The sequence below is a fragment of the Wolbachia endosymbiont (group A) of Gymnosoma rotundatum genome (genome assembly GCF_947250765.1).
GTDB lineage: Bacteria > Pseudomonadota > Alphaproteobacteria > Rickettsiales > Anaplasmataceae > Wolbachia > Wolbachia pipientis.
Genome location: NZ_OX366347.1, coordinates 383,991 through 396,325 on the forward strand (window position 1 = coordinate 383,991; position 12,335 = coordinate 396,325).

Sequence of the window (12,335 nt, forward strand, 5' to 3'; positions counted from 1 at the left end):
TTATTATATTAATCCAAGCTTTTTACGTGCTTCTATGATTATTGAATCTACTGTATCTTTTAGATCTTCTTTGCTATCGGATGAGGAAGAGAGTATGCTGCAAAACTCATAACTTGATAAATCTGCTATGTCCTCTAAAGTCTTAATATCATGCTTACTAAGAGCAATTTTATTGTCTATTGATAAAGTTAAATTGATTACATCATCCTCCATACCTAAACTTTTTAGCTCTTCTATTTTTCTATCATTTTCTGCTTTCAGGTACTTATTTGCTCTATTGTGAAGTTCGTTTGCAATATCTTCATTAAAGCCCTCTATTGAAGCAAGCTCTTTAATTGAAGCGCTAGATATGTCTTCTACACTTGAAAAACCTTCTGTTACCAATAGCTGACCCATAATCTCTTCTAAGTTTAAAGCTTCAGCAAATAAAGCTGAACATTGACTAAGTTCTTTGCTTCGCCTTTCTGATTCTTGCTGAGTGCTTAATATCTCAATTTTCCATCCAACAAGCTCTGAAGCTAATCTTACATTCTGGCCCTTTTTTCCTATCGCTAAACTCAATTGATCTTCAGCAACTATTAACTCTATGCAATTTTCATTTTCATCAATAATAACCTTCGATACTTCTGCAGGAGTAATGGCTTTAATAACAAATTGACCCAAATCTGAGGAGTAATTTATAACGTCAATTTTTTCACCATTTAATTCGTGTATAATGGTTTTTATTCTATCTCCCTTAACTCCAACACAAGCACCTACTGGATCAATGTTCTTGTCAGGAGAGAAAACAGCAACCTTAGACCTTGAGCCGGCGTCTCTAGCTATACCTTTAATTGTTACTAACCCATCAGCAATTTCTGGTATTTCTTGATTTAATAATTCCTCTAAAAAGCCTTCATGAGTCCTAGAAAGAATAATTTGACGTCCATCATCAGAGCGCTTAACAGTCTGTATATAAGTTTTAACCTTATCGCCTTCACGAAATGATTCACCACCGGTTAAATTTCGTAATGGAAGATATGCCTTAGTGCCATTTATGTCTATAATAAGATCTGAATATTCTACTTGTTTAACAATACCATACCTTATTTCTCCCACTTTATCTTTAAACTCCTCATATTGCTTTTTTGACTCTTCATCTTTAATTACTTGAGCAATCTTTTGCTGGGCAATTCTTGCTGAAGCAAGATCAGTGTTAAGAGAGAGCAATTCACTAACAGTATCTCCAACTTTTGCATCTCCTTTTATTAATTTAGCTTGTGTAAGCGTAATTGATTCACACTCAGTATTCTCTTTTTCATTTGATTCATCATCAATAACTTTTAGTTTTCTATATGAAGTAACTTTGCCTGTGTTTCTATCTATATTAACTACAATTTTACTTTTGCTACCATATTTTTGATAAGCCACTGCTTCTATAGCACTTTCTAGTGCCTTTATTACAACATCAAAATCTAAACCTTTTTGAAGTGAAAGCTCTCCTGCTGTTTTTATTACATCAAGGCTTCCAACTATGTTATTCTTGTTACTTTTCTGCTTAACACTGCTTTTACGATTAGCAATCATAATAAATAAATCCAATGTAATTAGTTATAATTATAGCTCCAACGGGCAAAGAACACTATCTTAAATGTTAAATGATTGCTAATTTAAGTCAAGTTTTTTCATGTCTTTGTATAACAAGCAACGCAGGAGTAAAGAATAAAGTTAAAACCGTTGCAACCAATATTCCACTTGCTATGGTTGTTGAAATGTCAACCCACCACTGGCTTGATGGAGCATCATATGTGATTTGTAGCGTAAAAAAATTGATATTTAACCTGGTAATCATCGGTATTAAACCAAGAACTGTGGTTGCAACGGTAAGCAATATTGGCCTAACGCGAGAAATTGCAGCGTTTATTACACATCGCTTGATGTCATTTTTGTGTACCTTAATTTGGTGATGAAAGGCATCAAGTAATAGTATGTTATTATTCACTATAATTCCCGCCAAAGCAATTATCCCCACTCCACACATAACAACTACGAAAACTTGTTGGATAAGAAAGAAAACAAAAAACACACATGTTGTGGATAAAAACACTGCTGTCATTACGATAAATGTATGGTATACATTATTAAACTGTGTCACTAATACCAATATCATTAGTGTAATCGCTAATATAAAAGCCTTTAACAAAAATGCTCCTGATTTTTGTTGATCTTCTTTGTCGCCTTTAAAATCAATTTTTACTCCCTTGTCCCAATCCTGGGCAATAGAATTCTGAATGAACTTTACTCTTTCATCAACAAGATAGCCAGTATCAACGTCAGCAGAGATTGTCACTATGCGTAATCCATCAATCCTGTTTAGTTTGTTTACCTTTTTTTCGGGAGCATATTTTACTATATTGCTCATAGGATACGGGCCATTAACTGTATTGATAAAAAGATTGTCTATAGTCTTCATGTTGCGATCCTTTCCAGGGAAACGGAGTACAATATCGATTTCTTCATCCGTGTTATTTGGTCTATATTTTCCAATCAACACTCCATTTGTAACCATCTTTATAAAATCGCCAATGGTTGCAACACTTACTTCAGAGCTTGTAGCCTTACTCTTATCAACACTCATATTCCACTCTATTTCAGGTGCTGATCTGCTATCTTGAATATTTATAAACCCGGATGAAGGTTGGTTCATAATTTCTAGAATTTTCTCTGCTGCTAAATTCAAACTGGATACACTCCCGCTGAGGTTAATTTGTATTGGCTTGTCAGCCGACGGTCCTGGCTTTTCCTCTTGAACATTAATTATTATTCCTTTCATGTCTTGCACACTGCTCCTTATATCATTTAGTATGTGCTTAGCTTTGCGCCTGAAGCGCCAATCCATAAGTTCTAGTTGTATTCTGGCGATAACGTTGTCTGAAAATGCTCCTGATCTAGCATAAGAAACATGAATTTCTTTTTCAATGCTCAAAATGCGTTCTTCCACTTCTTTGAGTATCAGATCTCGTTCTTTGGCTGATAAGCTTTCTTTTGCTTTAACACTGATTAAAATATTATCTGAATCCACTTTCGGAAAAAACTTTACTCCAGGACCAAAAGTAAAGTACAGCACACTAAATGAAAACAAAACGAATACAGTAGCACATACGAATTTTTTAGGATGATCCAAAACCTTCTCTAGCATGCGTACGTAAGCTCTTATTATAGGCCCAGCATTTTTTATTTCACCACTTTCTATAGCACTCATTTTTTTTATTTCTTTTTTTGAAGTTATCGAAGGCTTACCAAATATTGCACCAAGTGTTGGTATAAAAACCAAAGCCATAATGAGCGATCCAGTCAAAGTTAGAATTATTGTAATTGGTATGTACTGCATGAATTTACCAACAGTATCAGGCCAGAATAATAGAGGAAAAAACACTGCTAATTTAGTTAACGTTGATGATAGAACCGGATAAAACATATCACGAACTGAAGTGTAAAAAGCTTCTACTTTATCCATTCCGCAGATCATCTTTCTATCGGCATATTCGCTGATCACAATTGCATCATCAACCAGCATGCCAACAGCCATAATTAAACTGAAGAGCACAACGATATTTAAGGTTATACCCATAAAGTAAAGAGCTATTATCCCAATGAGAAAGGAACCGGGTATCGAGAGTGCCACAAGAATAGCAATCCTTGTTCCCATAGAAAGCATCATTATGATCAATATTAACAACACAGCAAATATTATGCCGTTTTCCAAGTCATCAAGCACATCGCGGACGTTTTTTGACTGGTCGTTTAAGTACACCACTTTTAAATTTTCAGGTAATTGATCTTTTGCCTTATCCATTAAGTATTTTACTTGATTTACTGTGTCTATTATGTTTTTTCCGTTACGTTTTGAAATTTCTAGCATGACACTAGGTAATCCATTAATGCGAGCAAATCCTTGGTGATTCTCAAACCTAGGGTATACTTTTGCTATATCTTTGATTCTCAAAACTGCATCGCCTTGAGATCTAATAGGAATATTCATAATATCTTCTATATCTTTTAATAACCCTGATATTTTAATCGAATATTTACCGGCCAGTGACCCAGCTCCCACTAGTCTATTATTGCTTGATATAGCTTGGAATATTTCGTTTGATTGAATGTTATATTTTGTTAGAACTGTGGGCTCAATTATAACTTCCACTGTTTCTTTACGAATACCTGCCACTTCAACTTTGAGAACATTTGGCAGAGATTCTATTTCTTTCTTTAACTTGCGTGCTATTTCAGTTAAGGCTCTTTCTGGCAGATTACCAATTAAGCCAACATTTAATATGGGAAATAGACTCAAGTTTATTTCATTTATTATTGGAGATTCCGCTTCAACAGGTAACTTCGATTTTATGTTTGAAAGCTTTGAACGGACATTATCGAGCACTTCTTTATTATCATACTCTGTTCCAAATTCGAGTATCATGTGAGCACCATCATTAGTTGCAAAAGCTCTCAATTCTCTTACACCTTCGATGGATCTTAGTTCATTTTCTATAGGAAGCACTAATAGCTTTTCACTATCTTGAGCAGAAATCCCAGGAAGTCCAACAAACACGCTGATTATAGGAATCTGTATATCAGGATTGCTTTCCCTTGGCATTTTTACATAAACGTATGAACCGAAGATAAAAATTACTATAAGTAATAATACCACCGCCCTGTTTCGCTCTATGAGTAAGCTCTGCATGTTGAATGTTAGCTGAATATGTGTGTTTGTACAATATTATAGTCGAGATACATTGCATATTAATTAATCCTTGTGTAGCTTTAAAACTTTATGCAAATAATTAAAATTTTCGCAAAATTGCAAGTATAAGAAAATTCCTGTATAATAATTCTAGAACAGTATTTGAGAGGTTATTATGGTGGCAATTTTAAATGTAACAAAAGGCAAGAATAAAGTTATTACATCTGGGTTAGCTGGAGCTTTATCAGCTTTAATATTTTTAACAGCAATTCACATTGCTGCAAAGATAGCCATTATCGTTGCTGCTGCTGTAGTTACTTACACATTACTTTCATTGATTCATAAAATAAGAACTAAAAAAGAACAGCCTGCTGAAATTACTGGTGTTTCAGGAGATAAAGTTTCAGAAGATGAAGGGTATAGCAGTGTTGATGAAGGTGAAGAAAAAGATACAGAAATATCCGCAAAAGAACCAGAAAGAACTGAAACTGAGTTAGAAGAAGAAATAATAAGGAAAAGAGCACAAGAACGCATGGAGAAAGGATCACTTGGTGGCCCTATAAATGCGTTTGGCGAACCAATTCATGTGACTATAGATGCTGAAAATAGTAATCCTGTTGATTATACAAAAACTATGGTAGTGCCTGAGAAAATTATTCTTGGCATGCCAGATGATAAAACTCTTACACAAAATAGCTCTAGCTCTATAAAGAATCAGATGAAATCTCTTCCTGAACACATGGATGTATCTGGTAATCCACTTCCTGAGCAGCCACCAAGCAACCTTCCCAATATAGGGCCTAAGTCTAAAAGTACGCAAAAACTATCTGCTGCAGACTTGCTATTACAGTACGGGAATGTAAATGATAATGTGACGAAAGTGCTAAAACAGCCAATTATTCAACGGCCGTTTAACGGGTTAGGGTTTGAGGGGTAGTTGCTATATCAAACTCTCCATCTTATATTGAGAATCAGATGCAATGCCATACACTCTATTTGGCGGAGCAATTTTGTTCTCTATACCAAAAACTATACCTTCAATTATTGCTGTAAGTACTTTTTCAAGATTACAGTCTGCTCCGGGAACGCGGTGCTCCAGGCGGCATCTTTTGAAATCGTTGCCAAAATAGGGAATTCTGATCGCAGCAGTTCTGTTATTTACTCCCCAACTAATCGTAGTTGGAGTGTGGATATCCGGGTACTGAAATCTTAAATATGAATCATCATTTGGAGCAAAAAACAACATATGTTTTTTCATCATTGTGCATAATCCACCAATACTATGAATCAAATAATCACTATACTTTTGCTCATTGATATAAAATAAGTTATCGTTATTTGAATTCACGAGATTAACATGCACATTTAATGCACTGCCTGCTCTATCCAAATAGGGCTTTGCTTTAAAAGAAACGTTTCCACCTAGTTTTTGTGCTGTTTCAGTAAGTAATTGTTTTGCTAACTCAAAATGCTTAATTAAATTGTCGAAGTTCGTGTAACAACCACTTTTTATCTCATACTGATGTGTAGAATTCTCCTTCTCGCAAGAAAATTCAAGAGATGCTATTTTATTTTTGATGCTATTCAGAAATAAGTATTCTTTTTCTATTCCTTCAATGTAAAACTCTAGTTCAATACCGAATACAGCATAACAACTCAAATTACTTAATATAATCATAAATTTGCTTCAGTAAATCTATATTAGGTTAGCTATGTTTATATGAATACTTTACTTATTTGCCAGTAAATTTAACATCTTATTTATACATAATGTATTACTGTTTTTAATAGCATGCTTCTAATCCTCGATACAAGCGACATTTACAAATTTTTCATTTTTTTGAAATAAAAATGATCAATTTTAATGTTTTTATACCCTTTACAACCCATCAAAAAATCACCATAATTTTTAGTATGTATTAAGTAGTATTAGCTTTTCATTTTGCAGTAAGCTATTGATTATCTTGTATTTTTCTAATTATTGCTTTTTTCTTGGTGTGGTATATGAACTTAACTAGCCCTAAGGTTTCTACTATGTTTTTTGATCAGATTATTACAGTAACGGATCACAATGTTACTTGGGAAAAAATCCAAAATTGTCTTTATAATCTTTATGGAGAAGCAACATATAATAGCTGGTTGAGTTCACTAAAATTTGTCAGTAGCAGAAATGGGGAAGTTCTTTTATCCGTGTCAACAAGGTTTATAAAAGAGTGGATTACAGTTCATTACATGAAAAAAATATTATCATTATGGCAAAGCGAAGATAAAAGTATACGTTCTATTGATATTCAAGTAATTGAGGAGAGGAATTCAAATTTTAATGTTATACTAAAAAACAGAGAGGAAAGTAATCATAATCTTGGTTCGCCGCTGGATCCAAGGTTCACCTTTGATAATTTTGTAGTGGGAAAGCCAAATGAATTAGCATTTACGGCGGCAAAGCGTGTGGCAGAATCTATAGATCCAATATTAGGCAGCAATCCTTTGTTTCTATATGGTGGAGTGGGACTTGGTAAAACACATCTAATGCATGCTATAGCTTGGCACATAGTCAATTCCCCATCAGCAAAAAGAAAAGTGGTGTATTTATCAGCAGAGAAATTCATGTACCAATATATTACAGCGCTGCGAAGCAAAGATATTATGTTATTTAAAGAGCAATTTAGATCAGTAGATGTATTGATGGTAGATGATGTGCAATTTATCAGTGGTAAAGATAGTACACAAGAAGAATTTTTTCACACTTTCAATGCATTGATAGACCAAAATAAACAATTGGTTATATCAGCTGATAGGTCTCCTAGTGATCTTGATGGAGTGGAAGAAAGAATAAAATCACGACTCGGTTGGGGGTTGGTGGCAGATATTAATGAAACAACTTTTGAATTGAGGCTTGGTATATTGCAGGCAAAAGTGGAGCAGATGAATATGTATGTTCCGAAAGATGTCCTAGAGTTTTTAGCAAGGAACATAAAATCTAATATAAGAGAATTAGAAGGAGCATTAAATAAGGTTACCCATACCTCATTAATTGGAAGAAGTATGACGGTAGAATCAGCTAGTGAAACCCTAATCGATCTTCTTAGGTCAAATCATAGGTCAGTCACAATAGAAGAAATACAAAAGAAAGTAGCTGAATTTTTCAATATAAAGGTTGCAGATATGCAATCCAATAGAAGGCTTCGCAGTCTTGCAAGGCCAAGACAAATAGCTATGTATTTTGCCAAAAAATTTACGCAAAAAAGCCTACCAGATATTGGGAGAAACTTTGGTGGCAGAGACCATGCTACTGTTATACATGCAGTAAAACAAGTAGAAAATTTTATAAAGACCGACTCAAAATTTGCTGATGAAATCAATCGATTAAAAAAAATGTTTAAGTAGCGTTTTTAAAATAGCTAATAACAAATCCTAAAATGAATCGACTATAGTTTTAATCCGTTTAAGTTTAAAATCTTCTGTTAGCTTCGCAGAATACATTTCCTTATTATCTTGGTTATAGAAGGTAAATTTGTGATCATCTAAGTTTAGTATTGCAAAGCCAAAGCCGAAAAAGTTTCTAACTTCGTGTGCTAAGTAGTTTCTACCATTTGAATAGTCAAATTCTACATTTTGATAAACAGGTTCTTGATCTTGAGCGTGTAGTAATGAACCGCCATTTCCAACTATAATCTGGTCTGGAACATTATCCATTAATAAAATCTGGGCTATATGAATATGGCCGGAAACTATGGTAGTAACATTGCTTAGAAATCTATCCCCAAAAGCTTCAATTTGTGTAAGATTGCCATGGCTTTTTAATGTCAAAAATTCTTTTTTTGGAGATCTCCAAAGTGGTTTATGAGTTAAAAACCACGTGGGCTTATCTTGTATCAATTTATCAAATTGCCTTTCAAAAGCATCAATTGTGCTTTGGGTTGTAAAAATATCCTCACCGGATGAAGAGTCGAAGATAAAAAATTTCATCGGTCCAGCATCTAAGGACCAACTAGAAACGAAGTTTCCACATTTTTCAGACGAAAAGGGGTATGAATCTAAATACCTGAACCATCCTTCATAAGCTCTATCACAACTCTCATGGTTTCCACGAACAAAAAGGAAAGGGGATTGTGATAAAATATCCTTTGCAGGCTCAAACCAATCAGCGTACCAAGCTTCTTTATTATATCCATAAATATCGCCACACTTTTTTGTATTTCTACATCTTGTTTGCCTATAATGATAATCACCAACATGGATAATTAAATCTGGTTTATGAAGGGCAATTGAGTCTAAATTTTTTTTTAAAGGCCAGCTATCTACCGAATTACATTCCTGCTGAAATAACATATTTATTCTACAGCCCGTGTCACCAATGAAAGCAATTTTATTAACCTTTTTTGGTAATATAGGAACCCGTAGATCCTCAATACTAACGTCTTTGGCACTTGTTTGTACTGTCAGTTCACAAACTGTTTCGTTATGATCACCATTGTTAATTGAGCTGCGATTCAGCATTTCTGTTTCCTTGCCATCAACATAAACAATGGGACACATGTCATTGTCCGTAATTGCGCGTATGCTTAGTTTATTTTCTGGGATAACTTGAGACCATGTGTATAATATTTGTGCATGGACGAAATGAAAGCTAGTTATAAGAGAGAGAGCTAAAAAAATAAAGATATTAGCTATATTCATTTGTATAAAAACCTAAGTTAAAAATTAGTAGTAAGGTTATCTTAAATGATTAAAATTTATAATCACAAAATTCATAATCAAATTATACAAACAATTTCTAAATTATTCTAGTATCAGATTGACACTCTAGATGAAAAATTCTAAAATGATTAAGTAATTTAAAATAATTATATAAAAACTAGAATATAGTGCGGCCGTGGTGGAATTGGTAGACACGCAGCGTTGAGGTCGCTGTGGCTCATAAGGCCTTGGAAGTTCAAGTCTTCTCGGCCGCACCAGTTTTTATCGCTGTTTAATATGGGTAAAAATGTTTATAGGAAATCAGAGTAGCAATAAGGTAGAAAGAGCTATCAGCGAAATCAGGCGCGGTCGGCCAATTGTAATATATGATGAAAGTAATTACCTATTGTTTGCTGCTGCTGAGGCTTTAGAAAGAGATTTATTTAATCAATACAAGCTTATATCAAGCAATGTATATGTTACTTTAACTTCAAGTAAGGTAAAATACATATCTCAGAATAAAGAACATAACAGCAAACGTCTGTTGGTGAATAATTTTGATGAACTGCTCCATTTAATAAACTGTTCAAAGGAAGATTGCATAAAAGAGTTGCAATGCTCAAAGACAATAGATGAATGTGCTATTGCCTTGCTTAAGTTCTCAGAATTATTGCCATACGCGTTAGTGGCTGATATGACTTTTGAGAATAATCATGAAATGCGAAATTGGTGCGAGAAAAATGACGTTATTGCACTGGACACGTCATTCATAAATAATTTTCAAGAAAATCAGGATGTATATGAAGTGTGCAAAACATCATTATTTTTAAAACAGACTCAAGAAGTAAATATCATATCTTATAGAACCGAAAGTGGTGGAAGAGAACATCATGCAATTATCATTGGCAATCCAGATAAAGATGGCGAACCATTAGTAAGAATTCATTCTTCGTGTTATACGGGTGACTTGTTAGATAGCTTGTCATGCGATTGCAGAAGTCAGTTACATCAAGCAATTCAAATGATAGCTGACTCTGGAAGTGGTATTATATTGTATTTGATGCAAGATGGAAGGGGCATTGGTTTAACTAATAAGTTAAGAGCGTACAGTATGCAAAGAGGACATAATCTTGATACTGTTGATGCAAATAGAACATTGGGTTTTGAAGATGATGAAAGGAGTTTTGCTGTTGCAGCTAAAATGCTTAAGAAATTGAACATTAACAAAATCCAATTACTTACAAACAATGATAGGAAATTGTCAGAATTGGAAAGTAGTGGTATAGGAGTTACAAAGTGTCTACCACTTATTGTGGAACGTAATAAATATAACGATTCATATATGGAGACAAAGTTTGGTAAATTAGGCCATAGATTAAGAGTTTTTTAGCTTTTTTGCTGTAACTACTTTGTTAATTTGCTATGTTTATTAACATAAGTTAAGATTTTTAGGAATACTAAAATGCTAAGATTTTTTAAGCGAGAAAAAAATACTGAATCCTTAGATAAGGATATAAATTGGAATTCAAACCGCTACAGCACAGTTATTGCTCAAAGGAATATTCTACTTTTATTTGCATTAATATTATTAGCAACGATCTCTATCAGCATATTAGTCATATTTAAAATTAGCACAAGTAGCACTATTGAGCCATTTGTTATAGAAATTGACAAGAAATCAGGAATAGTGCAATTGGTTGATCCTGTCACAGTAAAACAGTATTCTGCAGATGAAGCGCTAAACGATTATTTTATTTCAGAGTATATAAAAGCAAGGGAGGTTTTTGATCCATATCATTATAATTATAACTATTATACAAAGGTGAGGTTGTTTTCCTCACCTAATGTGTATAATGAATTTAGAAATTATGTAGGATCGCAGAATATGGATGATCTTTTTAATTTATATTCAGATACCAAAAGTGAATTTAAAATTCGCTCAATTCAAAAGTTGGGTAACGATGCTCTTCAGGTGAGATTTTTTGTGGAATTTACACGGAAAGATGGAAGTTCTACGAGAAAAAATAAGATAGTTATTATGTCATATAGATATGCATCGCTTGAAATGGATGATCAGCAAAGATATATTAACCCATTAGGATTTCAAGTTATTTCATATAGAGTAGATGATGAATATGTATAGGATATTATTAGTTTTAGCTTTACTTGTCAGTGGCAATTTAAACGCATCCATTAATTATAATGAGCCTATTTCTGTAGATAGTAGAATAAAGACTTTTGTGTATAGCCCTAATGAAGTATTTACGGTGGTTTTTAGTCAGGGTTACTATTCTTATATTGAATTTGCGGAAGGAGAAAAAGTTAAAAATATCGCTGTTGGTGATGCATCAAGTTGGAAAATTAATCCTTATGACAATAAATTGCTTATCATGCCATTTGAAGTTAGTAGTCGCACTAACATGATTATTACGACAACTAAAAAAAGAAATTACATTTTTGATTTAATCTCAAGGCCAAACTACGATAAATACCCGGATACTGATGCTAAGAAAGTGGATCACGATTATTCTGCTGAAAAGGATATATCTTACGTAGTACGTTTTTATTATCCTCAAGAAGAAGGTGAATTTGATGTTGATTTAGATGAGGTTTCTTTACCTACTCAAATGCAATATACTACAGACAAGCTAGAAAAAATAATACAAGAAAATGATACGAAGTACAATTATACATATATTGATGAAGGTGGTAATGCGGATATAGTTCCGATCGAGTTATTTGATGATGGTTATTTAACCTATTTAAAATTTAGAAATAATAATAAAATACCTCAGGTTTTTGTAGAAGGGGAGGATAAACCTTGTAAAAGGCTGTTATTTGATGATTATGTTATAATAAAAGGAGTACATAAAAAGCTATTTATGCGTTATGAAGATGGTGAAGTTGAAATTATAAATAGGTCACTTTAGCTGTG

9 protein-coding genes and 1 tRNA gene are annotated in these 12,335 nt (G+C 33.5%); 6 read left to right on the top strand and 4 right to left on the bottom strand.

All coding sequences use genetic code 11. From position 1 onward, the window contains the following. Positions 1 to 3 precede the first annotated feature (3 nt). Together nusA and OOK97_RS01955 are read right to left on the bottom strand one after the other, a co-directional pair. Positions 4 to 1,566: a transcription termination factor NusA gene (nusA, locus tag OOK97_RS01950; RefSeq protein ID WP_264705504.1), complete on the bottom strand. Its 1,563-nt coding sequence runs from the start codon at positions 1,564 to 1,566 to the stop codon at positions 4 to 6. Between the two features lie 88 nt (positions 1,567 to 1,654). Further along, positions 1,655 to 4,720 carry an efflux RND transporter permease subunit gene (locus tag OOK97_RS01955; RefSeq protein WP_264705505.1) on the bottom strand — a complete coding sequence of 1,022 codons (3,066 nt, stop codon included), beginning with the start codon at positions 4,718 to 4,720 and terminating at the stop codon, positions 1,655 to 1,657. Positions 4,721 to 4,895: 175 nt separating this feature from the next. Between OOK97_RS01955 and OOK97_RS01960 the strand changes: the two genes are divergently transcribed. Next, the gene (locus OOK97_RS01960) at positions 4,896 to 5,657 is read left to right on the top strand and encodes a hypothetical protein (protein WP_264705506.1); all 762 of its coding nucleotides are present in this window, start codon (positions 4,896 to 4,898) and stop codon (positions 5,655 to 5,657) included. A 3-nt stretch (positions 5,658 to 5,660) separates the two neighbouring features. Here OOK97_RS01960 and OOK97_RS01965 read toward each other — a convergent pair whose 3' ends face one another. Then, complete coding sequence (locus OOK97_RS01965) at positions 5,661 to 6,398, bottom strand: type I glutamate--ammonia ligase (protein WP_264705507.1); 738 nt, start codon at positions 6,396 to 6,398, stop codon at positions 5,661 to 5,663. Positions 6,399 to 6,724: 326 nt separating this feature from the next. Between OOK97_RS01965 and dnaA the strand changes: the two genes are divergently transcribed. Then, on the top strand, positions 6,725 to 8,107 hold the full coding sequence (gene dnaA, locus OOK97_RS01970) for a chromosomal replication initiator protein DnaA (RefSeq protein WP_010962298.1): 1,383 nt from the start codon (positions 6,725 to 6,727) through the stop codon (positions 8,105 to 8,107). A 27-nt stretch (positions 8,108 to 8,134) separates the two neighbouring features. On the opposite strand, the gene OOK97_RS01975 is transcribed toward dnaA, so the two are convergent. Further along, positions 8,135 to 9,400, bottom strand: a complete 1,266-nt coding sequence (locus OOK97_RS01975) for a metallophosphoesterase family protein (protein WP_264705508.1) — start codon at positions 9,398 to 9,400, stop codon at positions 8,135 to 8,137. Between the two features lie 190 nt (positions 9,401 to 9,590). Between OOK97_RS01975 and OOK97_RS01980 the strand changes: the two genes are divergently transcribed. The 4 genes from OOK97_RS01980 to virB9 all read left to right on the top strand — a co-directional run bounded on the left by OOK97_RS01980 (position 9,591) and on the right by virB9 (position 12,330). Then, a tRNA-Leu gene (locus OOK97_RS01980) sits at positions 9,591 to 9,678 on the top strand. 29 nt (positions 9,679 to 9,707) lie between these two features. Continuing rightward, positions 9,708 to 10,790 carry a GTP cyclohydrolase II gene (locus tag OOK97_RS01985; RefSeq protein ID WP_065094641.1) on the top strand — a complete coding sequence of 361 codons (1,083 nt, stop codon included), beginning with the start codon at positions 9,708 to 9,710 and terminating at the stop codon, positions 10,788 to 10,790. A gap of 72 nt (positions 10,791 to 10,862) precedes the next feature. Beyond that, positions 10,863 to 11,543 carry a VirB8 family type IV secretion system protein gene (locus OOK97_RS01990; protein WP_151807683.1) on the top strand — a complete coding sequence of 227 codons (681 nt, stop codon included), beginning with the start codon at positions 10,863 to 10,865 and terminating at the stop codon, positions 11,541 to 11,543. Beyond that, entirely contained in the window at positions 11,530 to 12,330 is an 801-nt protein-coding gene (virB9, locus tag OOK97_RS01995; RefSeq protein ID WP_174525402.1) for a P-type conjugative transfer protein VirB9, read from the top strand. Before OOK97_RS01990 ends, virB9 begins: the two co-directional genes overlap by 14 nt. Positions 12,331 to 12,335: the final 5 nt, after the last annotated feature.

Excerpts from the sequence above, each read along its gene's own strand:
- dnaA (WP_010962298.1), top strand. The coding sequence starts at position 6,725 with ATGAACTTAACTAGCCCTAAGGTTTCTACTATGTTTTTTGATCAGATT.
- OOK97_RS01965 (WP_264705507.1), bottom strand. The coding sequence starts at position 6,398 with ATGATTATATTAAGTAATTTGAGTTGTTATGCTGTATTCGGTATTGAA.
- OOK97_RS01985 (WP_065094641.1), top strand. The coding sequence starts at position 9,708 with ATGTTTATAGGAAATCAGAGTAGCAATAAGGTAGAAAGAGCTATCAGC.
- nusA (WP_264705504.1), bottom strand. The coding sequence starts at position 1,566 with ATGATTGCTAATCGTAAAAGCAGTGTTAAGCAGAAAAGTAACAAGAAT.
- virB9 (WP_174525402.1), top strand. The coding sequence starts at position 11,530 with ATGAATATGTATAGGATATTATTAGTTTTAGCTTTACTTGTCAGTGGC.
- OOK97_RS01960 (WP_264705506.1), top strand. The coding sequence starts at position 4,896 with ATGGTGGCAATTTTAAATGTAACAAAAGGCAAGAATAAAGTTATTACA.
- OOK97_RS01955 (WP_264705505.1), bottom strand. The coding sequence starts at position 4,720 with ATGCAGAGCTTACTCATAGAGCGAAACAGGGCGGTGGTATTATTACTT.
- OOK97_RS01990 (WP_151807683.1), top strand. The coding sequence starts at position 10,863 with ATGCTAAGATTTTTTAAGCGAGAAAAAAATACTGAATCCTTAGATAAG.
- OOK97_RS01975 (WP_264705508.1), bottom strand. The coding sequence starts at position 9,400 with ATGAATATAGCTAATATCTTTATTTTTTTAGCTCTCTCTCTTATAACT.